Source organism: Lujinxingia vulgaris (genome assembly GCF_007997015.1).
Lineage (GTDB): Bacteria > Myxococcota_A > Bradymonadia > Bradymonadales > Bradymonadaceae > Lujinxingia > Lujinxingia vulgaris.
The window spans coordinates 21059-45519 of sequence record NZ_VOSM01000018.1; the positions used below are offsets into that span (position 1 = coordinate 21059).

The following is a 24461-nucleotide window of genomic DNA, read 5'->3' on the forward strand; positions in this document are numbered from 1 at the left end:
GTAAATAAACGAGGTCGGGGCGTTGGGGTTCGCGGGTTGAGGTTAGGTGGTTGTGTGGTTGTGTGGTTGTGGGGCGTTGGGGTTTGCGGTGTGGGGAGGTTCGTGAGGGCGTTTGGGGGGGCGCGGGTTGAGGATGGGTGGTTGGGTGGTTGTGGGGCGTCGGGGTTTGCGGTGTGGGGAGATTCGTGCGTTGGGTAGGGGGGGGCGCGGGTTGTGGTTGTGTGCCGAGCGCATCAGGACGACGCTGGCAGCGTCGTCAGGGATTCGCGGTAGCGCTGCTACAGCTTCATCCCTGCCTCCTTGCCAGTCGCCGCCCTGAGTGCGTTCGGGTTCGGTGGGGCGAGGGCCGAGCGTTTCGGGGCGACGGTGGGTGCGTTCGGGTTCGGTGGGGGGCAAGAGAGGGCGCTGGAGGCTTCGTGGCGGGATCGTGGTGGGAGAGGAGGCGTTCTGGAGGCTTCGTGGGGTGTGTCTGCAGTTGAAAAAGCGTTCCGGGCGCTTCGTGGCGTAGGTTTGCAGGGGGACCAGGCCTTCCGGAGACTCCGTGTTGTGTGACTGCAGGGTCGGGATGCTTGAGGAAGCGTTCCGAAGGTGTGATTGCAGGTGAGGGGAGCTTTCGGGAGGCTTCGGAAGGTGTGTTGGGAGGTGCGCCGGGTGATACGGACCCTCGGAAAGAGTGTCTGAAGTGACGGGGAGGTCTGGGGAGGCTTCGGATGCGGCTTTTTTTTGGGAGGGAGCTTTCGGGGCGCTTCCGAAGGTGGGTTGGAACTGGAAAGTTGAGGTGGGGAGGCTTCCGACGGTGTTTGGGAATGTGCGGGAGGGTGTCGGAAGGGTTCGGAACGCGATTTTGATTTTGCGGACATCGATCCGAAGCGCATGGGGACTGGGGATTCGGGGTTTTGGGGGTGTGCGTCCTGAGGTTGGGTTTGTCGGGGAATGCGTCTGGTGGAATGAGGAACGCCCCGGGAGTGCTCCCGGGGCGTTTTATCTGGGCAGGGGTATGTGTGGTGCGTGTTGGAGGATTTGGGTCGGTTCAGCGCCAGGTCAGGTTATCGATGACGATCTGCGTGGGGTTGTCGGTCTCGCTGCGGACGCGGGCCACGATGGAGAAGGAGCCGGAGATGTTGAGGTTATCGGCGCTGAGGGTGTAGACGGTCTCATCGGGGCCGGAGACGTCGCCGAAGATAGGGCTTGTGGCGACGATGGTGCCGTTGACGGAGAGCGTGAGGTGTCGTGGGGTCTGTCCGGTGAAGGCCTTGCGGAAGTCGACACTGACCTCGTTAACTCCGCCGCTGAGGCCGACACTGGCCAGCGACGATCCCTTGCCCCGCAAGATGATGCCTTCGCCATCGATGGGGTAGACGTCTTCGGAGCGTGCGCCGATCACGCTCCAGGTGAAGCCTGCGTCGGTGGTGAAGTGTGTGGCGGTGTAGCTTGAGCCGCTGAGCCCATGTCCGTCGAAGGTTTCGAGGTTCACGGGGATGGGGGTGGCCTGAAAGGCACCGGCGGTGCATTGGTCGGCGGTGGGGCGAGTCTCTGCGCGCTGGTCTTCGGTCAGGGGCTGGCCGGTTGTGTCGGTGCAGGAGGCTGCGGGAAGACTCAGCGCGGTGATGTTTTCGTCGCCGGTCACGGCCATGGTGTGGCTGAAGCCGCCGTTATCGGCCAGGGTGGCGAGTGGGTTGGGCAGGGGGGATGCAGTGGTGCCCACGGTATCGGTGGGGTCGGTGATGAGGTAGGGGGAGTTGGTCTGGAGGTAGTTGTGGCCCAGGGAGGTGATGGGCGCCGGAGGGTAGAACTCAAGGTCCTGGGAGCAATCGCTTGCGAGGGGGACGCCGTCGCCTGCGATCACGGAGGCTTTGAGTTCGATGGAGGCATTGCCGCTGTCGCTGGCCTGAAGCGCGGATGTGGGAGCGTTGAAGTGTTCGGCGAAGGTGACGTTGGCAAACGAGGCGGAGCCCTGGCGCTGGTAGTAGGCGGGATCGCAGTTGGCAGTGGTGTTGTTGAAGAAGGTGACGTTGGTCAGCTCCGTGGAGCTACCGGAGCTGATGGCGCGGCCGGAGCTATCAGCGCGGTTGTCGGCGAAGAGGGCGCGCTCGATGCGAAGTTGGCTCGAAAAAAGGGCGGAGTGATAGATCGCGCCACCGGAGGACATGAACATGGCGGCGTTCCGGGTGAAGATGGCGTCGGAGATGGTGAGGTTGCCATCGTTGTAGATGGCTCCGCCGTAGGAGAGGGCTTCGTTCTCGTCGAAGATCACGCGTTCCATGTAGACATGGTGTGAGGCGGACTCGATGGCGATGGCCCCTCCGCGGCCGGAGACGGCGTTGTCGGAGAAGGTTGTGTCCTCGATGAGGATGTCGCCGGTGGTGGCTTCGATGGCGATGGCGCCGCCGGCGTCGCCGACGTTTTCGACGGCCTCGAAGATGAGGTTGCGCAGGCTGAAGAGGCCGCGGCTCAAGATGGCGCCGCCCATGCCCGGGTCGAGTATGGCGTCGATCTCGGCGATGCGCAGCGCTTCGAGATGCACGTCGGCATTGGCGTCGAATTCAAAGAGGCGGTGTTCGCCGGAGGTGGTTAACGTGAGGACGTCTGGGCCGGGGCCGACGATGGAGATCTCTTTGTCGATGGTGATCTGAGAGGTCGTGGTGACCTGAGTGAGACCGGGGGCGAAGGTGACGAGGCTGCCGGGCAGGACGCGACCGAGGACTTCGCGTAATGAGCCGAGGCCCTGGTCATCAGCGCGCAGCACCTGGGTGGGTGCGGGGGCGGTGATGGCAGCGGTGAGACCCTGGCCGTCGCCCAGGGAGAAGCTCGCGTCGAGGCCGAGCACAAAATAAGGGTTGCCGTAGACGTCGGTGCCCAGGTCGTTGCTGTCCAGACTGAACTGGTAGTCGCCCACGGGAAGTTGAAGCGGGGTGGAGCCGGAGCCGTTGAGGGTGACCTGCTGGCTGTAACCCAGGGTGTTGGTGAGGGAGAGGGCGAGTGTGCCCTGATCGGGGAGGCTGTGGGTGATGGTGAGGGTGCCCGAGGGGACGGTGTAGGTGGTGGAGGCGGAGGTGATTTCGTCGCTGGTGATGGTGAGGTTGAGGGATTCGGGGGAGGGGCTGTGGGAGACGTCGTCGATCAGGACGTCTTCGTAGGTGAGGAGGTATTCGCCCGGGGTCAGGTCGTCGAAGGACTGCGCGCCGGCGATGTTTTGTGATGTGGTTTCCGGGGCCGGGCCGACAAGGGTGGCCTGGAGGTTTGCGCCGGCGGGGAGGCCGGTGGCGTTGACGTCGAGTTGGCCAGGGAGGACGGTGAAGTTCAGGGAGACTTCGGTGGTCTGGTCGGCCTCGATGGTGAGCTCGACCGGTGCAGCTTCGTAGATGGCGGGCTCTACAGTGAAGGGAGCGGCGCTGAGGGTGTAGTCGCCGACGGGGAGCTCTTCGAGGTGCTCGTCTTGATCGACGGGAGTGTTGCCTTCGGGGCCGCTCAAGGTGATCTGGGGCCAGGCGCTGCCGTCGGGGAGACCTTCGAGGGTGATGATGAGGGCGCCGAGTTCGGGATCGGGGTCGACGTCGGGGTCCGGGTCGACGTCGGGGTTCGGGTCGACGTCTGGATCTGTATCAGCGTCGGGGTCCGGGTCGACGTCTGGATCAACGTCTGGATCGGTATCGGCGTCGGGGTCCGAGTCGGCGTCGGGATCGGTGTCGGCGTCGGGGTCCAGGTCGGCGTCGGTGGTGTCGGCGTCGGGTCCGGCGTCGGTGTCGGTGATATCGGGAGCGGCGTCGGGGGTGTCGGTGTCGGCGTCGCTTCCTCCGCAGCCCATGGTCAGGGAGGCGATGAGGCTCAAGGTGAGCAGGGCGCGCAGGGTGAACATAGGAGACTCCTTCCTTTGAGCGTTGGGTCTGCGTGGTGATGGGGTTGTAGGGCGTCGGAGCGCTTGCGGGGGAGCGCGTGTTCTCGATGCGGGCTGCCGGTAATGGAGGATGTGCTCGATGTTCCGGGGAACGAAGCAAAATGTCCCTGTGTAGGGCGGCGCGCGGGGCTCTCCCTGGTTGCGTGGTCGTGCGAAGACGCAGGAAGCTCGGATCGGAAGGGGTAGCAAAAGCGCGATGCGCAACCAAGGGTGCCTGGGAGCGTCTGGCGAGGTTTTGGGAGGTGTCGGAGCGGGGAAATCAGCCGTATGGGCGCACCGATAGCGGCGTTCAGGGGAGAGAAGGAGGTGGTCTGAAAGCGACTGAAAACCCGGTGATGCGGGGGGCCCGGTGGTGAGGGACAAAAAAATCGCCCCCCGGCGCATGGTCGGGGGGCGAGTGGGGTGGAGAGGTGATAGCGTTTAAGGTGTCAGCGCTCGACGCGGTGGTTGGATGCGCGCACGACGGTGAGGTGGCCTCGGGTTTCGGAGGCGACTTTTTGGAGGTCGATGTCGCGCTGGTAGAGGGGGGCGAGGTCGAAGGTTTGCACCTCGTTGGGGCTGAGGGCGAAGAGGTCGAAGTCGCTTACGACCAGGTCTTTGACGCCGTAGATCTGCCAGGTGGCGGCGTAGCTCGGGGCGACGGGGTCGCTCAGGTCGAAGATCTGCACGCCGTGGTGTTCGTCGGCGACGAAGAGGCGCTCACCGAGGACGGCCAGGCCGCGGGGACGGCTGATGGGCAGGGTGGTACGCAGGGTGGGGCTGTGGGGTTGGCTTAAGTCGATGACTTCGAGGCGAGAGGTGCAGCGGCTGCGGGGCTGGTCCACGATGATAGTGCGGTAGGCGACGGTGCCCTGGACGACGACGGGGTCGTAGTTGACGGGGCAGAACTGGCGGAACTCTCCGAGCAGGCGGGGGGCGTGCGGGGTGCCGAGCGAGGCGGTCATCACGGCGTCGCGGCCGGCGATGAGCAGGAGGTTGTCGTGGCGTTGCAGGGCTTCGGGGCCGTTGTCGAGGCCGATGATGTGGCGCAGGCGCGGCTGGCGGGGGTTGGAGACATCGAAGCTGGTCAACCAGCCCTGCGCGATGTTGCCGGCGGCGCTGAGCACGTAGAGGGTGTTGCCGTAGAGCATCATCTGGCTGAGCGAGCCGGCGCCGCCGGCGCCGCCGTCGGGCATGGGGGCGTTGGCGCGGGTGTCCATCTCCTGGCGCGGGGCGCCGCGGTCGAGGGGAGCGGGGGCGGCCATTTCGGCGGCGGCCATCGGGGGTGCGGAGGCGGCGCGGGAGCGGCGCTGAGGGGCGGGAGCAGCGCTACCCATGCGGCCAGTCATCGGGGCGCTGTCTTCGAGCTCGGAGATACGTTCATCGATAGTGGGGCGGGGCATCGGACGGGGGCGGCCGATGACAGCCGGGTTGACGTGGCGCTCGCAGATGCCGGTGTCGGGGGTTTGTTTGATCTTTTGCACGTAGCAGGAGCCGTCGGGGCGGCAGGCGACGCCGGGGTGGGTGGAGACGGTGGGGGGGGCGCCGCATTGGGCGAACTGCAGTTTGCCCTGGCGCATCAGCCGGTACTGGTCGAAGGAGGGCGGTGTGGCCGGCAGGCTGTGCAGGTAGGCCGGGGCGTGGCTGACGTGGGGGAGCGCGCCGACGAGGCGGCGCACTTCACGGGGATCTTCGCGGTCGGAGATGTCCAGGATCACCAGGTCGCGGGCGCCGCCGACCTCCGAGGCGTCTTCGATAACCGCATGGTTGGCGTCGATGACGAAGAAGTCTTTGGAGCCGGTGTGGTTGGAGCTGCCTTCGACCTCGTAGGCGTAGCGGCGCGCGATGCTCAGGGAGACGAGGCCTTCTTCGGCGCTGGTGAGGAACATGCGCTTGTTGTCGCGGTCGACGAAGATGCGCTGGAGCTCACCGCGGACGCGTGCCGGCTCGGCGGAGAGGTTGGGGGCGAGCTCTTGAACCTGGGCGGAGGTGAGCTCGATGGTGCGGTCGTTGAAGTCGACGGGGTTGCGTCGCACGAAGCGGGCGGCTTCGGGGGTGCCGCGCAGGTCGTGGCCGCGGGCGATGAGCCAGGCCTGGTACTGGGCCTCAAGCAGGGGGACGTGCTGGGGGTGGGCGCCGAGCCATTCGGCGGCCAGGGGTTGCACGCAGCTGTAGTACTCCTCAAAGGCGACCTGCACCGAGCGGGCGGCTTCGGTGGGCACCTCGCAGACGAACTGCGCCTGCTGGATGGGCTGCGGGGGGACGGGCTGCGGGATGGGGCGAGGCATGGGGCGGGGGGGAGGGGTGAGCGCGGTGACGGGGGAGCTTAAGAAAAGTCCCAGGGTGCCGAGGGTGGCGGCGGCCAGAGTCAGGGCGGCCAGGGGACGGTGCGAGCGGCGAGGTGCGGAGGTCGGGGAGGCGTTGGTGTGCATGGGAAGCTCCGTAAGTTGGGACGCCGGGGGGCGGCGCGAGATGGGTTACAGGTCTTCAAACGGAGCGCTGTGGGTTTGGATCTAAAGTTTTTGAAATCGGGCAAAAAAAATCCCGCGCCGGCGCTCTCGAAAGAGCGGCGCGGCGCGGGAGAATGCCCGCTATCTGGCGGGCGGCTCGACGGCGAGCCTTAGTTCATGCTCGTGCGGTCGAGTTTTTTCTTGATGGACTCTTTGGAGTCGCCAAAACGCTCCTGGATGATGCCGTAGAGCTTATCGGCGGAGCCTTCGGCTTTTTTGACGTCATCGTCGGTGAGCTCACCCCAGATGCGTTTGGCTTTGCCTTTGAGTTGCTCGAACTGTCCCTGTGTCTGGTCGCGGTTCATCGCTACTCCTTTGTGTCACGGTGTGTGTGAGTGGTGTAGCGGGGAACCTGAACGCGATGCGGGAAAATTCAAGCGTTTAGCGCTGCGGGGTGGAGGCAGAGCCGTACCAGCGTTTGGAGTCGCCGAAGTCGTGGATGAGCTCGGCGGAGCCGTCGTTCGGGTTGATTTCCAGGAGCTCACCGGAGCTGGTGATGCCGAAGAGTTTGCTCCAGCCGGCGGTCAGGCCGTAGATGCTGTCGAAGCCGGTGGCGCCGCGGTTGACGGCGTCGCCGGTGGTGCGGTCGATTTCGACGAGGTGGTCCTGGGCTTCCTCGTGCTTGGAGGTCATGTAGAAGGTGTTCTGCTTGTTGACCACGCAGTCGCCGCTGGAGATGTAGGTGGTGTCGCCGGTGACGGTGATCTCTTCGGGGCTGAGGATGAGGTCTTCGAACTCGGTCTCGTCGAAGCCGTGCTCGTCGAGGATGGCTTCGACTTCGGCCAGGTCGAATTTGAGGAAGCTGTTTTCGGCGGTGACATAGGCGGTGCCGAAGCCGTCGATCGCCAGGCCGTTGGGCTCACCGATGTCGGCGCCGCCCATCCAGGCCACGCGGATCCAGATGTTTTCGGCGTCGTGGAAGGCGTAGAGATCGTAGCGGGTCACACCGAAGAGGACGCCGTTGGGGTGGGTGTCGATGTCGAGGAGGCGGACCCATTCGCCATCCCAGTCGATGAGATCGGACTCGCGGTTGGCGGTGCCATCGAAGGGGTTGATGGAGTAGAGGCCGTCTGCGGTGTGGGCGTAGAAGGAGCAGCTGACGCCCTCGTCGACGATGTTGTCGCAGGTGTTGTCTTTGCCGTCGCAGATCTCGATGGCGCCGGGGTAGGTGTTGGCGTCGTTGTCGTCGCAGTCGGCGCCGCCGCAGGCGTAGCTGAGAATGCCGTCGTTGTCGGCGTCACACTCGGGGCCGGGGGTGTCGGGCTCATCGTCGACGTCGGGCTCATCGTCGACATCGGGCTCGATGTCGGTGTCGGTGTCGTCGCCGGCGTCGGGCTCATCGCCGCCGTCTCGCGGAACGCAGAGGTTGGCCTGCTGGTCCAGAAGTTCGTCGGCGGAGCAGGTCGGGGTGGTGCCGGCGGTGCCGTCATCGCCGCAGCCGACAAGAAGCGCCGAGGTCAGAAGGAGGAGGGCGAGGAGGGGGGCCAGGGAGGAGCGCATCATCGGGGGCCTCTGAGGGGTGTTCGTCGCAACCGAAGGTTTTGGCCGGGGGCCAACGGCGCGGAAGCTAGCAGGAGATGTAGGGAAAAGAAAGGAATACACCTTAAGTTAGTGTCGATGCGAGGTCTTTTGCGCGGATGGTTGGCCATGGTGTGCTCCATCACCGACGAGGATTGTAGAAAAGGCCGCGCGTTGTGCGGGGCCCCCGGGCTGGCAATGGAAAGGGCAGGCACAGGCCCCGGGCATCTTTGGTTGGGGGGGCGGGGATGTGCAGCCGGAGCGCGAGGGGGGAGGCGTAAGGTGGCGAAGATGTCACAGAAGGGGGGAGTCCGGACGACTTCGAGGGGCGGGGGATTGTGTTTAGTTTCGCCCTCAGGTTTTCGGAGTTTGCTCCCTTCCCACACCACGCGAGGACGCGATGGCCAACCTACGTCAGATGATCGAGTCTCACCCCTTAACACCACCGCTGGAGGCCGACCTGCTGGCCACCACGCTCAATGAGGTGCGGATGTGCGCGCAGTTCTGCGTGCTCTGCGCCGACGCCTGCCTGGCCGAGGAGAAGGTGGAGGAGATGCGCGAGTGTATACGCCGCTGCCTGGCGTGCGCGGAGAGCTGTGAGGCGACCGCCCACCAGCTGGTGCGCTACGATGAGCGCGATCGCACGATTCTCTACTCCCAGCTTCAGGCCAGCGCGGTGGCCACGCGGGTCTGCGCCGAGGAGTGTGAGCGCCACGCCGAGGCGATGGAGCATTGCCGCATCTGCGCGCAGGCCTGTCGCAACACGTTGAAGGCGTTTCATGAGGCGATCGACGCGCTGGCGTGATGTGCGGGGGCGTCTAACATGTTGAAAGAGGGGCGCCGTGTTGAGGTGCCCGACCTGTTGCATCAAAGAGAGCGTTGTCGGGGGGCGGCATCGACCGGGCTGAAGAAGCTGAAGACGTCGAAATGCGCGCGCCCCCGCGCGTCGTTGAGAAGAGGGCGCGCGGAGCGCGCGCCACACCTTTATGACTGGAGCTCGGGATGACGTCTATGTTTCAGGGGAATGCCAGGGGCGAACGACGTTTTCGTCGCGCGTCCAGCAGAGTGATTGGGATGGTTTTGGCGCTGATGTTGCTCGCGAGTTGCGCCTCGTCGAGGGTTTCGGCGGAGGGGCCAGGCGCCGAGCGCGCGCGGTCGGCAGATGCGCGGAGGGCCGCCGAGGGGGGAGCGGGCGATGAGGCGACGCGTGCGGTGGCGAGGGCGCAAAAGCAAGAAGGGGAGGGGGAGCTGGCGAGGGCGGGCGTAGAGCCAGGGTCGGAGCCTTCGGGGGAGGAGCGGGCGTATGAGGTCGTCATCCCCATCGAGGCTCGCCGACTTTTTGAAGCCCCCTGGGTGAACGAGGAGGAGACGCTGCGCGCGGCCAAGGCGCAGCACGGCGACTTTACGCGTCTTGCCTTTGATGTGATCTTCGGCCCGATCGGGCCCTATGATGAGGCGCTGCTCTATATCTTTGAGCCGGAGCGTTTCGAGGGCTTTCGCACCTTCATTCTCGGCCACGGCCCCCGCGGCTGGGAGGGTTATTACGTCGCCCGTCTGGGGCCCTGGGAGTCCTCCCAGATGCTCGCTGTGATCTTCGAAGAAGTCGGCGAGGAGCGCTTGCCGGCGCCGATCTTCACGGCGACTTACCTGCATGACAGGCCGGCGGAGCAGGCCGAAGAGCGCCGATCGCCGGAGTTTCCCTACACGAGCGTGGTGGTGTGGGATGGGGAGTCGTTTGCGATCGATGAGGCGCTGGAGGAGCGGTTGAAGGGGAGGTACGAGGTGGGGGCGATACGGGAGGGGTTGGAGGAGGTGCGGGGGGAGTGAGGGGCTTGGGAGGGATGCGGTGTGGGGAGTGGCGTGTGTGGGGTGGGAGGTTCGCTTTTGTGGTTAGGTGGTTGGGTGGTTGGGTGGTTGTGGGGCTTGGGAGGGATGCGGTGTGGGGAGGTTCGTGAGGGGGATGGGGGGAGTGGCGTGTGGTTGGGTGGTTATGAGGTTAAGTGGTTGTGGGGCGCCGGGGTTTGCGGTGTGGGGAGGTTCGTGAGGGGGTTGGGGGGAGTGGCGTGTGGTTGGGTGGTTGGGTGGTTGGGTGGTTGGGTGGTTGGGTGGTTGCGGGGCGTCGGGGTTTGCGGTGTGGGGAGGTTCGTGAGGGAGTTGGGGAGAGTGCATCTTTTGGCCGACCGAGAGACCGACATCGAGCAGCGATGATGCGGGTTTGCGGTGATTTGCGGGTGTTGAATCCGATCCATAGTTCGAGATCGAGTCGAGGTAGGACATGACCAAGGTTTCTAGCAAACTTCATGCAGCCGTGGAGATCATCTTCTGGGCGGACACCCGGACGGGGATGCTGGAGGCGTTGCAAGAGGCGGCCGAGCCCCTGGCTGCGTTGCGTGCGGAGGACTTTGGGGACGAGGCGTCGCGAAGCGAGCTTCGTTATGTTCAGGAGATTTTGGAGGAGTACGGGGGTGTTGAGGGTTTCTACTCCTCGGATGTGCGGAATGAGGTGCGGGAGGCGTTGGCGATGTTGCTCGCGCTCTATCGCCGGGAGTCGCTGCGTTGAGGTTGGGGCTGCGACGCTTAAGGTGATGTGAGGCGCATAGAATAGGGCTCAAACGCCATGCGCGCTGCGTGAGCGGCGAGCTTGCGAGGTCTGCGTAAGGCGCATCACTCGAAGACCAGCGCATCATCGGCGATGGGGGCGAAGCGAAACAGAACACTGTCCAGAATATAGTTTTGATAAAGGCGCCAGGGCAGGCGTTCGCCCTGGTTGGGGAGCTCGTCGAGGGCGCGTTGGATGTAGCCGGAGTTGAAGTCGATGAGGGGGCGGTCGGCGGTGGTGCCTTCGGGGAGGCGCGGGGTGACGATGCGGTGGTTGTGCTGGTCCATGTGGTGGAGGAGGCGGCAGGTCCACTGGCTGATGAGCTCGCATTTGAGGGTCCAGGAGGCGTTGGTGTAGCCGACGGACATCAGGGCGTTGGGGACGTTGCTGAGCATGGCGCCTTTGTACATTGTCTCCTGGCCGGGGTGGACGGGTTTGCCGTCGACTTCGAGGGTGGTACCGCCGGCGACCATGACGTCGAGGCCGGTGGCGCTGACGACGAGGTCGGCGTCGAGATGTTCGCCGGAGCGGAGTTGGATGCCGGTCTCGGTGAAGGATTCGATGTGGTCGGTGACGATTGAGGCGGTGCCGTCGCGGAGTGCGTCGAAGAGGTCGTTGTCGGGGACGAAGCAGACGCGTTGGTCCCAGGGGTCGTAGGTGGGGTTGAAGTGGGCATCGACGTCGACGACGTCGCCGATGGTGTTGCGGACCTGTTTGGTGATGAAGGCGCGGGCGGCTGCGGGCATGCGGCGAGCGAATTGGTAGAAGAGGATCAGCCGGAGGATGTTTTTCCAGCGGGTGAGGTTGGCGCCGAGGGATTTGCCGAAGATGCGGGTCATGGACTGGGAGAGGGCGTCTTCTTCGGGCATCGACATCACGTAGCTCGGGGAGCGTTGCAGCATGGTGACGTGCGCGGCGCGCTGGGCCATCGACGGGACGAGGGTGACGGCGGTGGCGCCGCTGCCGATGACGACGACTTTTTTGCCGGCGTAGTCGATGTCGTCGGTCCAGAGTTGCGGGTGCACGAGTTCTCCGCGGAAACGCTCGGCGCCGGGGTAGTCGGGCATGTGGCCGTGTTCGTAGCGGTAGTAGCCGGTGCAAAACCAGAGGAAGTTGCAGGTGTGGACGCATTCTTCGCCGGTCTCGGGGTGCCGGGAGATGACCGTCCAGCGGGCGTCATCGGAGGACCAGCGTGCGTGTTCGGCGCGGTGGTTGTGGCGGATCTTGCGGTCGAGGCCGGTCTCCCGGGCGGTGTCGTGGAGGTAGCTAAGGATGGAGGGGCCGTCGGCGATGGCTTGTGGGTTGGGCCAGGGGCGAAAGGAGAAGCCCAGGGTGTGCATGTCGGAGTCGGAGCGGACGCCGGGGTAGCGAAAGAGGTCCCAGGTTCCGCCGAGAGAGGCGCGGCCCTCTAAGATGGCGAAGGATTTTTGGGGGCATTCCTTTTGGAGGTAGTGGCCGGCGCAGATGCCGGAGAGGCCGGCGCCGATGATGAGGACGTCGAGGTGGGTGGGCATGGGGCGGTCGGGGTGTGGGGAGGTTGCGGGGTGTGCGCGTTATCGTAGCGTGAGCATCGGTTGGGCGACAGGCTGACCGGGAGAAGGACGAGGTTGAGTGATTGTGCAGATGAGAGGTCGACCGGGAGATGGGTGAGGGTGTGTGTTTATGCGGTGAATGTCCGACCGAGAGAAGGACGAGGTTGAGTGTTTATGCGGTTGTGGGCCGACCGAGAGAAGGACGACGTGGCGTGATGGGGCGGGTTTTCGGCGGTCGTGTGTGCGCTGGTTGAGGCTGAGTTGTGACCGACCGAGAGAAGGACGAGGTTGAGTGTTTATGCGGTTGTGGGCCGACCGAGAGAAGGACAACGTGGCGTGAGGGTGCGGGTTTTCGGCGGTCGTGTGTGTGTTGGTTGAGGCTGAGTTGTGACCGACCGAGAGAAGGACGAGGTTGAGTGTTTATGCGGTTGTGGGCCGACCGAGAGAAGGACAACGTGGCGTGAGGGTGCGGGTTTTCGGCGGTCGTGTGTGTGTTGGTTGAGGCTGAGTTGTGACCGACCGAGAGAAGGACGAGGTTGAGTGTTTATGCGGTTGTGGGCCGACCGAGAGAAGGACAACGTGGCGTGAGGGTGCGGTTTTGGAGGCTCGTTCTGGCGAGCGGTGTCGTGCTGGTCGAGGGGGGAGTTCGACAATGGCGGTCGCGCGGCAATCTTTCAAAGAGATCACAGACACCGGCGACGGTTGTCGTCCACCTTTGAACGGAGCGTTTATGGCGACTCGACTTCATGTGCTGCATCCGATGCTGGTTCATATGCCGCTGGCGTTGATGCCGGTGGCGATAGGCGCTGATGTGCTGGGCAAGTTCACAGGCCAGCGCGGGCTCTGTGAGCTTGGGCGGCGCGCGATGGGGCTGACGGCTGTGGGGGGCGTGCTCTCCAGTGTTTCGGGGCTTGTGGCCCAGGAGGCTGTGCACCTGGAGGGGGAGGAGGCCCGCGCGAAGCTCGTGACGCATCGCAACCTCAACCTGGGGATCACGGCGGCGGCGCTGGTGATGGTCGGCTGGCGAAGGCGGATGAAAGAGCCGAGTCCGGGGTATCTGCTCAGCGGTTTTGGAGGGTTGGCGGGACTCTTTTACACGGCGTGGTTGGGCGGGGAGTTGGTGTACCGGCATGGCGCGGGGGTGGAGCGGGCGGGGGGCGTGCGCGAGGAGAAGTCGCCGGAATTGTTGCCCAAAAATGCGCGTCGGGTGGTCGGGACGGGGGCGGCGAACGTCAGGGAGGGGGCGAAACATGTGGTTGAGGAGTTGAAGGATGGGGAGGTGGCTCCGCAGTTGAGGTTCAATCCTCCGATGCCTCCGTCGTGACGTGAGGGGAGTGAGTGCGGGGATCTGTCCGTCCGAGAGGCAGATAAGATCCAGCTTTTATGCGGTTGTGGTCCGACCGAGAGACGGACGTGGGGCAGTGAATACGCGGTTGTGGTCCGACCGAGAGACCGACAAGGTTCAGTGTTGATGCGGTCTTTCGGAGGTCGGCTCTGCGAGGGGGGCGGTTAGTGTCCCTTGCATACGACATCGATGGAGACGCGCTGCTCCAGGCCAGGTTCGACGATGGTGATTGTGCTGACCTGCGGACCTTCATCGTGCGGGGAGCGAAAGCTCGCGCTGTACTGGAGGGTGCAGCCGGAGTCCCAGGAGCAGTTTTGTTCGATCTTCCGAACCCCTTCGACTTCGGCGCGCACGGTCACGTCGCGGAAGAGGTGGGTCGTGGGTGGGCCCCAGTCGAGGTTCCAGCGGGAGACGCCGCCGAGGACTTCGCTTGTGGGGTCGACCTTCACGAGGACTTCGCTGCGGGGCTCGTTGCCGCTCAAGTTTGAGATCGTCTGGGTGCATTCGAGGCCTCGGCCAGCCTGCAGTAGGTAGGGGAAAGAGAGGCCGCAGTCGACGCTGCCGGGGGTGTCGCCGGCGCGGGTCGTGACGCTCTCGATCAGAGCGTCGAACTCGGTGGGGTTGGTGATGTAGACCGGCCCCTGGGCGAGGTGGTTGCTGTCGACATGGTCCTGGCCGGTGATGATGGCGAGGTAGTCGACTCGGGTTGTTTGGCCCGGTTGGAGCAGGAGTTGCTCGTGTCTCGCGGTGGCGTCGATGGTCCAGCGGTAAGTACGGGTGTAGCTGGTCAAGGCGGCGCTCTGGATGCGGAGTTCTCCTTGAGGTTCGGCGTCTTCGCAGACGACGTCGATGCGGGCGTCGGCGCTCTGGCCGGTCGCCGGGAGGTAGGCGGAGTCGAAGTAGGCGCCCTCGTCCAGGGGGCAGGAGAAGGTGCGGGTGTACTCAAAGGTGCAGGGTTGTTGCCAGTGGCAGGGCTCGTCCAGAACTTCGATGCCGTCGACAAGAGCGCGAACCTGAACTGTCTCCAGGGACTCTGGCGGGCGGCTGTCGTAGGAGATGTCGCCCTGGCCGATGACGCCGCCGACTACGCTTGTGGGGGTGACTTCGACGCGGGTTTCGACTGCCGTCTCGGTGGGGTCGATGTCTTCGATGGTGTAGGCGCAGACTCGGTTGGCGCCGGCGAAGATGGTGATGGGGAAGGGGGCGTCGCAGTCGACGATAGCTTCACGCTGACCGACCATCACGGAGATGTCGGCCATTTCGGCGTCGAACTCCGTGAGGTTTAAGACGCGAACGAAGCCCTCCACAACGTAATACGACTCGCCGGTGTCCCGGGCGGAGACGTTTAACGTGTAGGTCACCTCGCCAGATGCGTTGGGGCCAAGTTCCAGGAGCGCGGGGTTGGCGCTTTTCTCGATGGTCCAGACGTAGGCGCCGTGGAAGCTGGCGTCGGCGAAGGTTTGAACGAGGAGTTGGCCCTGAAGGTCGGTCTCGGCGCAGTCGATTTTGACTGGGGCGCGGGCAGTTTGGTCGGTGTCAGTGAGTCGCGCTTCGCGCGCGTCGATGCCCTGGTCGAAGGGGCACTCAAAGGTGCGCGTGTATTCGAAGATGCAGGGCTGGGCGTCGAAGGGGCAGGGGGCGCGGATGTCGTCGCCGTCGCGCACGATGACGCGGTCGAGGGCGTCGAGGGGCGGGACGCTGAGGAGGGTTGATTGGGTAGCGCGTGCGCCGCGGGTGGGGCTCTCGTCGCTGACTTCGATGGTGAGGAGGGCGTTGATAATGCTCTCGTTTTGGGACTCACCAAAGCCCGTCAGAAGGTAGGTGCACTCAAGTCCAGACTGGCTTTGCAAGGCGTGGGGGAAGTTCACGTCGCAGTCGAGTTCGCCGACCAGCCCTTCGACTTCGATGGTGGCGCTCTCGATGTGGGCGTCGGCCGCGGTGGTGTTGGTGATGTAGGCGACGCCTTCGACGAAGATCTCGCGGGGGCCGATGTCGGTTGCGCTGACGATGACCTTATAGTCGACCTCGCCAGATGCGTCGGGGCCGAGTTCTAAGAGCTCCGGGGCGGCGACTTTTTTGATGTGCCAGTCGTAGGGGCCGACCGAGCCGGGGACGAGCGAGAAGTGCGCGGTCAGGGCACGCTCGACGCAGAATGAGACGTTGTCGATGTCGGCCCAGGACGCGCCATCGGGTGGGGCGTGCACGCCCTCGTCGGAGTCAACGGTGGGGCGGTAGGTGTAGAGGTTGCCGGCGTTTGCGCCCTGGATGAAGAGGGCGTCGATGTTGCGATCGTTGAGGGAGGTCCATGCAAGGGCCGGGCCCTGGGCGCTGGGGTAGAGTTCGAGGGAGAGGTCGAGGAGCTCGGCGCAGACTTCTCCGTTGGCGAGGAAGTCCGAGGATTGTGTGAAGGTGTGCCCGCCAGTGCTTAAGTGGCTTAAGTCGAGCTGGCAGGCGACCCATCGCTCGGAGCGCAGGACGCCGAGTTCGACGCCGGCGTCGCGGCAGGTCGTGGTTTGGGTCGGTGTGTCGATGAGAGCTGGGGTTTGGTGAAGGCTCTCGGAGCGCCGATGGTCGGTCGTGTCGGGGTCGTCGAAGGCTGGCGAGCAGCCGCCCGTGCTTAAGAGCATTGCGGTCAGTAGCGCGAGCGTGGTTCGGGCATGCTTCGGCAGCGTCATGAGACTCCCCCCGGGGACACATGTTGGTGTTCGCGGCGTGCGGTGCGCGGCGAGTGTTTCGATGTGCGGAGCCAACGATGGAAGGCCGCTCCGAGTTAGTAAACGTAGTGTCGGGGGGGGGGAAACCAAGAGGAGGGCGGGTTGAGGTGTTTCTGTGATCGACCGAGAGAAGGACAAGGTTGAGTGAATATGCGGTTTTGGGCCGACCAGGAGACAGACGCGGTGGCGTGGTGGTGCGGTTTTGTCGCGACCGAGAGACGGGCGAGGTGGCGAGATGGTGTGGAGTTGAGCCGACCGGTAGATGGACGAAGTTGAGTGTTTATTCGGGTTTTGTGACCGACCGAGAGAAGGACAAGGCTGAGTGTTTATGCGGTCTTGTGCCGACCGGGAGACAGACGCGGTGGCGTGGTGGTGCAGGTTTGAGGCGGTCGTGTGGGAGTTGATGGAGGTTGTGTTGTGTCCGACCGAGAGACGGACGAGGGTCAACGTTTATGCGGTCTTTTGAGGGGTGAGGGGGGGCCGACCGAGAGAAGGGCAAGGCTGAGTGTTTATGCGGTTTTGGGCCGACCGGGAGACAGACGCGGTGGCGTGGTGGTGCGGTTTTGAGGCGGTCGTGTGGGAGTTGATGGAGGTTGTGTTGTGACCGACCGAGAGACGGACGAGGGTCAACGTTTATGCGGTCTTTTGGGGGGGGGGGGGGGCAGGCCGAGAGAAGGACAAGGCTGAGTGTCTATGCGGTTTTGGGCCGACCGGGAGATGGGCAAGGTTCAGTATGTATGCGGGTTTGGAGGCGATCATGCTGCCTCGTCGGGTGAGGGGGCGGTGTGGGCGGAGGGGCCGGGTTTGAAGATTTTGTAGAGGTAGACGAAGGCGGGGAGGAGGAGCGCGCTGCCCAGGGCCAGGGCGATGAGGACGGGGCGTAGGACGGCGGTCTCGGCGGCGGCCTCGGTGATGCGGATGTCGGGGTAGACCAGGTAGGGGAACTGCGCGAGCGCCCAGCCCAGGAGGATGAGGGCGACCTGGAGGGCGGCGGCTGTGCGGGCGAGGTGGAAGCGTCGCGTCCAGAGGGCGGCGATGGCGAGGAGGGCGGCCAGGGCGGTGATGAGTTGGAAGGGGATGGCCCAGCGGGCATTGGTGAGGCCGGTCCAGACAAGCGGGGCGTCGCGCATGGCGAGCAGGATGGCGGCGAAGGCGCAGGCGCCGGTGGCCAGCGCGCTCCAGAGGGCGCGGCGGCGGAAGTCGTCTTTGAGGGGGGCGGTGTCGGCTTCGACCGTCATGTAGACGGCGGCCAGAAAGGCGCAGAGGGCCAGCGTGAGCGCGCCGATGGCGAAGGGAAAGGGTTGCAGCCACTCGGAGATGAAGTTGGTGTCGATGGCGCCGGACTCGAGGCGGCGGATGTCGCCGGAGGCGATGGCGCCGGCGCAGATGCCAAGGAGGAAGGGGGTGATGACGCTGGCGATGGCGAAGACGCGGGCGGAGCGTCGCTCCAGGCGGTGGGCGCCGGCGGAGTACGACTGAAAGGCGAAGGCAGAGCCGCGTAGTACGATGCCCAGAAGCATCAAGGTCAGGGGGATGTGCAGGGCGGTCATGATGGCGGCGAAGGCCGGCGGGAAGCAGACGAAGAGGAGCACGACGACGAGGATGAGCCAGACGTGGTTGGCCTCCCAGATGGGGGCGATGGCGTCGGTGAGGGCGCGTCGTTGGGCGTCTTTGCGTTCGCCGGTGGCGAAGAGGTACCAGATGCCGCCGCCGAAGTCGGCTCCGCCGGTGAGGAGGTAGACGATGAGGGCGAGCACGATGATGGCGGCCACGATCATGGGAAGTTCGAGCATGGTGGCACCTCAGTCGGAGTCGGGGAGGGGGGCGTTGGATGTGTCGGGCGTGTCGGCGCGAGGGGGCTCGGAGGCAGGTGGGGCGGCGTCTTTGAGGGTCTGGAGGGTGTCGAGGTCGGGGCTCTGGAAGACGTGGCGCCAGAGCAGGTAGACAACGATCACCGAGAGCACCAGGTAGAGGATGGAGAAGACGGTGAAGGGGACGACGAGGTTGGTCATGGGGGTGACGGCGTCGGCGGTGCGCATGTAGCCCTGGATGACCCAGGGTTGGCGGCCGACCTCGGTGACGACCCAGCCGGCCTCGATGGCGATGATGCCCATCGGGGCGGTGATGACGAGGAGCCACAGGTACCAGCGGGCGGTGAAGAGGCGGCGCCGGCGCCAGCTGAGGAAGACGCCGAGCAGGCTGATGGCGAGCATCCACATGCCTGAGGCGACCATGATCTGGAAGGCGATGTGCACGATGGCCACGGGAGGCCACTCGTCGCGGGGGAAGTCGTTGAGGCCGCGGACTTCCGCGTCGAAGTCGCCGTAGGCCAGGAAGCTGAGTACGCCGGGGATTTCGATGGCGTAGGGGGTGGTGCGGGCGTCCTCGTCGGGGAGGCCGAAGATGCGTAGTGGCGCCCGGGTTTCGGTCTCAAAGTGGCCTTCCATGGCGGCGAGTTTGACGGGTTGGTTCTCGGCGGTGGCTTTGGCGAGGAGGTCGCCCATCAGGGGTTGGGCCAGGGCGGTGATGGCGGCGATGGGGAGGGCGATGGCGATGGCGTGGCGGTGGAAGGTGTTGCGGTGCTCCCGCAGCAGCATCGCGGCGTGGATGCCGGCGACGGCGAAGGCGACCGACTGAAAGGCGGCGATGACCATGTGGGCACACTGGGTGAACCACATCGGGTTGAACATCGCCTCCCAGGGGCGGATGTTCACGAATTGGCCGTCGATGAAGTCGAAGCCGGTGGGGGCGTTCATCCAGGCGTTGGCAGTGACCACGAAGATGCCCGAGGCGGTGCCGCAGAGGAGCACCATGAGGCCGGCGAGCCAGTGGGCGCGGGGGCTGATGCGCTCCCAGCCGTAGAGGTAGATGCCCAGGAAGATGGCCTCCAGGAAGAAGGCAAAGCCTTCCAGGGAGAAGGGCATGCCGACGAGCGGGCCGGCGTGTTCCATGAAGGTGGGCCAGAGCAGGCCGAGTTCAAACGAGAGCACGGTGCCGCTGACGGCGCCGACGGCGAAGATGATGGCGGTGCCGCGGGCCCAGCGTTTTGCGAGCTCGCGGAAGATGGGGTCGCCGGTGCGGAGCCAGCGGCCTTCGGCGATGATCATGAGCAGGGGCATGGCCATGCCGACGACGGCTAAGATGATGTGGAAGGCCAGCGACATGGCCATCTGGCTGCGAGCAGCGAGGAGATCTTCCATGGGTGTGGGTCCCCGGAGAGGAGTCAGCGGTTGTGGGGGGAGGGTAGGCACGGTGGTGAATGTGGCGAGTGCGTTGTGAGGGGGAGGAGGGTGGTTTCGTCGCGAATTTTCGCCGTATCTGACCGACCGAGAGATGGACAAAGGGCCGACCGAGAGAAGGGCATGGGGGCGGTTTTATGGGCGTGTGCGAGTGGTTTTGTGTGGGGATGTGGGGGAGGTGGAGGCAGTTTTGAGGTAAAATCGGCGAGGAGGGAGGCGGGGAGGTGTAAGAGGGGGGCGTGGGGAGGTAAAAGAGGGGGTATTTGGGGGCGGACTTCTTGCGAGAAGGTCGGTTTCGCGGGTTGAAACTTCAGCAGTGCGTTGGGGCGGACAGAGGTGTGCATCGCCGCATCATCGATGAACGTTGAGCGGTCTTTTCGCGTGGCGTGTGGGATCCCGTGTTGTGGGTATGCGGCCTGGTTACATCGTGCAGGCCAGCCCGGCCTCGGTCGGGTCGAGGTCCTGACAGGTGATGGGGGCGTTGTATCGCAGCCAGACCGTGCCGCAGGGGAATACGACGCGCTTTTGGCCTTTGAGCCAGCGCTCTCGCTGGCGGGCGTATTCGCTGCGGAAGGCCCGCTCTCGGGCGATGGCGGCGATGAGCGTGTCGGGGTTTTTGGAGGCGAAGCGGGGGCTGAGTTTTCCGGCCGGGGAGGGCGTTGAGGGGCGGCTAAAGGGGTCGATTGCGAGGATGGCGTCGACGCTGCCGATAGGCCTCTTTTCACGCTCTCGCGCGGCGATGAGGGCGTCTTCGGCCTTTTTGAGAAGATCTTCGAAATGAGCTTTGACCTCCTCAAGCGACATGTGGCTGTAGCCCGGCGGGGGCTGCGGAATGAACTCGACGTATTCGGGGGAGCGGCGGCCGAAGAAGACGTCGGGCTTGGGAACTCGCATGGGTTTGCCCCAGTCTCTGGGCATGATCTTGAAGCCGGGCCACTGGTCGGCGCGTTCGACCAGGTCGGCGACCACCGGGTTGAGCCAGGTGTAGAGAAGTTTGCGCTCCTCGGCGTCGCGATCGAGGAGGATGGTGTCGCAGTACTGACGTCCGTCCCAGAAGTGGTCGCTGCGTTCCAGATCTTTATTTCGTGCCCGCGCGATGCTGCTCATCGCGTCGCGCATGAAGTCGCTGCGACGGCCTTTGAGGTCGGTCAGGATGATGTGCAGGTGGTTGGACATGACCATCGCCGCGTGAATCTCCACGTGGTTTTTCTGCGTGGAGCGGCCGAAGACGTACTCCGCGATGGTCTTCATCGGGGTGTCGGGGCGCATGAAGTGGTTTCGATCGAAGCAGCGACGGGTGATAGCAACGACTTGACCTTCAACTTGACGCCGGGGACGAGTCATTTTGGTGTCTCCAGGTAAGAGTGATGTGACCTTCCTGAGGTTGTTATCGAGGCGTGGAGACGGATGTTGCGTGTGGAGGGGGCAATTGGGAGTGGAGGCAGGGGAGGGCATCAGCCCGTATTGGCGATCGGGCGCATAAAATCTTGCGATGGTCGGTCTCTCGGTCGGGCAGGGGACGCGAAAAATTTTGGGAAAATTGTCGGGGGTAGGTGGGGATGCGGGTGGCGACGCGCGGCACGTGAGCGGTGATGGGCGAGGGCGCGATGGTCGAGGGAGGGGGAGCGTTTGGCGGTGGTCTGGCGAGGCATCATGCCGGTGCGGGAGAAGGGGCGTCAGGAGGGGGGATGACTGAGGATCGTGGGCGTAAATGCTGGAGATGGTCGGTCTCTCGGATGGTGAAAAAAGTGTGGTGGGGTTGCGTTTGATGTGCAGGGAAGTATGGTGGGCACATCACCGAGCCAGGGGTGCCTTTTCCGTTGTGGAGGAGGCTGAGAAATACCCTCATGACCTGATCCGGCTAGTACCGGCGTAGGGAGGCTGTACATGAAAAAGATGATGTCCATCGACGCGATGGCGGGGCACCGCGTGCCTGGCTCTTCACAGCACTTTTTTGATGAGGAGCAGTTATGAGCACACCCGCCTTTGATGTCCCGCCCTTTGCGAAGCGTTGTCTGGAGGCCGCGCGCGGCCAGTGGGGTGCGTCGTTTGAGCATCCCTTCGTGCTGGCGCTGGCTGAGGGGACGCTGGATGCCGAGAAGTTCAAGTTTTACCAGATGCAGGACGCGCGCTATCTGGAGGCCTTTGCCGACGCAGCGAGTTTGATCTCGACGCGTTGTGTCTCGCCAGTGGATAAGCTGTGGTTTGTGGACGCCGCGCGCATGGCGCTGGTGGTCGAGGGGGAGTTGCACGCAGGATACGGGGAGAAGCTGGGGTATGGGCCTGAGGATATTGCGGCGATTGAGCTCACGCCGAATAACCGCGCCTACCAGGACCATATGATCTCGATGGCGACCCGCGGCACGCTGGTGGAGGCGGTCGGGGCGCTGACGCCCTGCCCCTGGCTCTACATCGCGTTGGGGCAGCATCTGCTGGAGCGCCTGGGCACCATTGAGGATGATCATCCCTACGCCAACTGGCTGCGGATGTATTCGGATCCCGGGTTCAATGAGTACATGAACGAGATTCTGGGCCGTCTGCAGCGTTTTGCGGACGCGGCCGATGAGCCGGCGCGGGAGCGTGCGGTGCAGGCCTTTGTGACCAGCGTGCGCTACGAGTGGATGTTCTGGCAGCAGGCATGGGAGCACCAGGAGTGGCCGGTCTGATCGTTTCAATCCGCTGTGTGTCGATGCGCGTCGGGGGGGGCGCGTCGGCGGTGCGAAGAGCTCCCTTCGGGGAGTTTTTTTCGTTTTGGGGCGGATTTTTGACCGACCGAGAGACGGACATGAGGGCGAAAATTGGCGGATTTTTGACCGGCCGAGAGACGGACATGAGGGCGAAAATTGGCGGATTTTTGACCGACCGAGAGACGGACATCAGTGCGCAGAATTGCGGGTTTTTGACCGACCGAGAGACGGACATGCATCCGATGGCACGGGGCCAACAGGAGGGATTGCTCGCCGGGGGGGCCTGTCGTAGCGTGAGCGCGGTGAGGCGCGAGTCTGGTGGATGGTTCAGGTGAGGATCGGGGAAGACGCATGTGGCGAGTGAATCGACGAAACATCGCATGTCTGACGTTTGGTGCGCTCGTGGGGTTGAGCGCGTGCAACGCCGGCAACCTCTCGGGGCGCGGCGTGGATGCGCGCGATGTCGGGGGGCTGGAGGATGACGCCGCGCTCGATGCGGGCGATGTGGGTGGTGTGCAAGGTGTTGAAGATGTTGGGGATTCTGGCGATGCGTGGGATGCCAGTGAGGCGGATGCCGAGGGTGGGGCCGACGCAAGCGATGCCGAAGAAGCGCCTGATGCGGGCAATGTGCCGGATGTGAGCGAGGAGCCGGTGTGGGCGTGTGAGGGGGCACCGGATTGCGATGCGGTCAATGTGACGACCACGCTAGGGCAGATGCGGGGGCTCAATGGGTGTGCGTTTGAGCTCGCACTCGAAGATTCGATGGCCGATGGGGAGGCGCTGGCCGACCGCCTGCTGGCGCGGGTGACCGGTGAGGGCGGGGGACAGGCCCGCACCATGGTCGATGTGCTCGGGGCGCTTAATCGTCAGGGGCGCGCCGGGGTGCGCAGCGCCACCGAGACACGTTTGAGCGGGCTCGGAGCCGCAGGCTTTCGCTGGAACACCGGCGATGATGATGTGAGCTACTGGTATCCGCAGGGCATCACCGGGTCGAGCGACGCGGATGCCTCGGGGCTTGTGCAGGGGCGGCGCCTGATCATGACGAGCTGGTACCACAAGACCGACGCGCGACCGACCAAAGGGGCGCGTATCAGCGTGGCCGACATCACGGACTTGAGTGATGTGCGCTACCGCCACCTCTTGCTCGTCGATCCGGTGGAGGAGGGCGGGCAGGTCGACTTTGAGAGCGCGTCGTACGATAGCGGCAACGCCCTGCACGCCGGGGGCATCGTGTGGTGGGGGCGCTACCTCTATGTGGTCGATACGGTGCAGGGGCTGCGGATCTACGATCTGGGGCGGATGTTTCGGCCCAGCCACACCGATAACACCGAGGCGATTGGCATCAGCGGGGGGCGCAGTGACGCGCACGGCTATCTCTTTGCCGTGCCGCGGATTGCGCGCTACCGGCTGACGTCGGAGTCGTGCCGGGTGCGTTTTGCCTTTGTGGGCCTCGATCGTCAGAGTGATCCGCCGGCGCTGGTCACGGGTGAGTATTTTTCGGACCACGCCCAGGGCAAGATGGTGGTCTGGCCGCTGGATGCGGACACCGGTCTTCTGGAAACTCGCCAGGGGAGCACCTTTGCCTCCGAGGGGCTTGTAGTAGGTCAAACCCGCGCCCAGGGAGGGACGCGCGTGGGCGGTGATTTTTATGTGTCCTCATCCAGTCAGGATGGCAGCGAGGGCAGGCTCTATAAGGGTCGGCCTGGCGGCCAGAACACCTCGGTGAACTGGGTCTATGGGGCTGAAGATCTCTATTATGAGCGCGCGCACGACCGCATCTGGACCGCGGCCGAACACCCCGGCGCGCGTGATGTTGTGAGCATCGAACGATTTTAAATGTTTGATTTATAAAACGATCCGAAAGGGGGGAGCGGGCAGGCGAACGATTGGCGAGCACTCACCTTGTTGGAAATAGCAGGGCGTTCGGCGTGCTTTGCATCCCGGTGGTGCGCTCGCGCCACGCTTCTACTGGTTGAGGACGAAGACATGCCCGACGACACGATTGTCATCATCGCCTACGCATCTCAGGTCGACGCCCACATCGCCCGCACGCGGCTGGCCGACGCCCAGATCCCCTGCGCGCTGGAGGATGAGGGGATTGTGGCAGCCTACGGGGGCATCAGCAGCGCAGTGGGGGGCGTGAAGGTGCGCGTGCGCCGAGAGGATGCGCAGCGGGCCTACGCGCTTTTGAGCGATACCTCCGATGGGTTTCTGGAGGATTCAATGTTTGTGGATGAGGAGGAGGCTGCGCTCTTCGCGGGGGATGCAGAAGGAGGCCATGAGGATGCAGGCGCTAAGGGCGGGGTAATCGGGAAGCTCGCAAAACTCCTGCGGGGAAGTTGATTTTTCTTGGCAGGTAAGTGGTTGTGATTTCTGGAGTTTTTTGTGGGTGGTGTGGGGTAAGGGGCCCCGGGGATGAGCAGAAAACAAAAAAAGGCCGCGC

16 protein-coding genes and 1 riboswitch are annotated in these 24461 nt (G+C 64.4%); of the genes, 7 read left to right on the plus strand and 9 right to left on the minus strand.

Annotation, left to right across the window (positions count from 1 at the left end):
- Positions 1-1030: 1030 nt before the first annotated feature.
- From FRC98_RS20035 to FRC98_RS21870, 4 genes are all read right to left on the minus strand, one after another.
- A complete protein-coding gene (locus tag FRC98_RS20035; protein ID WP_230467846.1) occupies positions 1031-3856 on the minus strand; it encodes a hypothetical protein in 2826 nt (941 codons plus the stop codon).
- Between the two features lie 467 nt (positions 3857-4323).
- The gene (locus tag FRC98_RS21865; RefSeq protein WP_230467847.1) at positions 4324-6306 is read right to left on the minus strand and encodes an LVIVD repeat-containing protein; all 1983 of its coding nucleotides are present in this window, start codon (positions 6304-6306) and stop codon (positions 4324-4326) included.
- 188 nt (positions 6307-6494) lie between these two features.
- The gene (locus FRC98_RS20055) at positions 6495-6689 is read right to left on the minus strand and encodes a CsbD family protein (RefSeq protein WP_146983344.1); all 195 of its coding nucleotides are present in this window, start codon (positions 6687-6689) and stop codon (positions 6495-6497) included.
- Positions 6690-6765: 76 nt separating this feature from the next.
- Positions 6766-7887 (minus strand): putative metal-binding motif-containing protein, encoded by a 1122-nt coding sequence (locus tag FRC98_RS21870; RefSeq protein ID WP_230467848.1) that lies wholly within the window; start codon positions 7885-7887, stop codon positions 6766-6768.
- A gap of 415 nt (positions 7888-8302) precedes the next feature.
- Between FRC98_RS21870 and FRC98_RS20070 the strand changes: the two genes are divergently transcribed.
- From FRC98_RS20070 to FRC98_RS20085, 3 genes are all read left to right on the plus strand, one after another.
- Positions 8303-8707 (plus strand): four-helix bundle copper-binding protein, encoded by a 405-nt coding sequence (locus tag FRC98_RS20070; protein ID WP_146983345.1) that lies wholly within the window; start codon positions 8303-8305, stop codon positions 8705-8707.
- Positions 8708-9114: 407 nt separating this feature from the next.
- On the plus strand, positions 9115-9729 hold the full coding sequence (locus tag FRC98_RS20075; protein WP_146983346.1) for a hypothetical protein: 615 nt from the start codon (positions 9115-9117) through the stop codon (positions 9727-9729).
- Positions 9730-10177: 448 nt separating this feature from the next.
- A complete protein-coding gene (locus tag FRC98_RS20085; protein ID WP_146983348.1) occupies positions 10178-10462 on the plus strand; it encodes a hypothetical protein in 285 nt (94 codons plus the stop codon).
- A gap of 104 nt (positions 10463-10566) precedes the next feature.
- Here FRC98_RS20085 and FRC98_RS20090 read toward each other — a convergent pair whose 3' ends face one another.
- Entirely contained in the window at positions 10567-12015 is a 1449-nt protein-coding gene (locus FRC98_RS20090; protein ID WP_146983350.1) for a flavin-containing monooxygenase, read from the minus strand.
- A 748-nt stretch (positions 12016-12763) separates the two neighbouring features.
- On the opposite strand from FRC98_RS20090, the gene FRC98_RS20095 reads away from it, so the two are divergent.
- Complete coding sequence (locus FRC98_RS20095) at positions 12764-13357, plus strand: DUF2231 domain-containing protein (RefSeq protein ID WP_230467849.1); 594 nt, start codon at positions 12764-12766, stop codon at positions 13355-13357.
- Between the two features lie 185 nt (positions 13358-13542).
- On the opposite strand, the gene FRC98_RS20100 is transcribed toward FRC98_RS20095, so the two are convergent.
- The 4 genes from FRC98_RS20100 to FRC98_RS20115 form a co-directional block, all read right to left on the minus strand.
- On the minus strand, positions 13543-16053 hold the full coding sequence (locus FRC98_RS20100) for a hypothetical protein (RefSeq protein ID WP_146983353.1): 2511 nt from the start codon (positions 16051-16053) through the stop codon (positions 13543-13545).
- Positions 16054-16847: 794 nt separating this feature from the next.
- On the minus strand, positions 16848-17885 hold the full coding sequence (locus FRC98_RS20105; RefSeq protein ID WP_230467850.1) for a cytochrome d ubiquinol oxidase subunit II: 1038 nt from the start codon (positions 17883-17885) through the stop codon (positions 16848-16850).
- Positions 17886-17894: 9 nt separating this feature from the next.
- Entirely contained in the window at positions 17895-19292 is a 1398-nt protein-coding gene (locus tag FRC98_RS20110; RefSeq protein WP_146983354.1) for a cytochrome ubiquinol oxidase subunit I, read from the minus strand.
- A gap of 459 nt (positions 19293-19751) precedes the next feature.
- Positions 19752-20582 carry a hypothetical protein gene (locus FRC98_RS20115; protein WP_146983356.1) on the minus strand — a complete coding sequence of 277 codons (831 nt, stop codon included), beginning with the start codon at positions 20580-20582 and terminating at the stop codon, positions 19752-19754.
- A 543-nt stretch (positions 20583-21125) separates the two neighbouring features.
- A riboswitch (TPP riboswitch) is annotated at positions 21126-21227 on the plus strand.
- A gap of 74 nt (positions 21228-21301) precedes the next feature.
- Here FRC98_RS20115 and tenA point away from each other — a divergent pair.
- The 3 genes from tenA to FRC98_RS20130 all read left to right on the plus strand — a co-directional run bounded on the left by tenA (position 21302) and on the right by FRC98_RS20130 (position 24361).
- Positions 21302-21997 (plus strand): thiaminase II, encoded by a 696-nt coding sequence (gene tenA / locus FRC98_RS20120; protein ID WP_146983357.1) that lies wholly within the window; start codon positions 21302-21304, stop codon positions 21995-21997.
- Between the two features lie 372 nt (positions 21998-22369).
- Positions 22370-23854, plus strand: coding sequence for a hypothetical protein (locus FRC98_RS20125; RefSeq protein WP_146983359.1), 1485 nt, complete (start codon positions 22370-22372; stop codon positions 23852-23854).
- Between the two features lie 150 nt (positions 23855-24004).
- The gene (locus tag FRC98_RS20130; RefSeq protein WP_146983360.1) at positions 24005-24361 is read left to right on the plus strand and encodes a putative signal transducing protein; all 357 of its coding nucleotides are present in this window, start codon (positions 24005-24007) and stop codon (positions 24359-24361) included.
- The last annotated feature ends 100 nt before the right edge of the window (positions 24362-24461 follow it).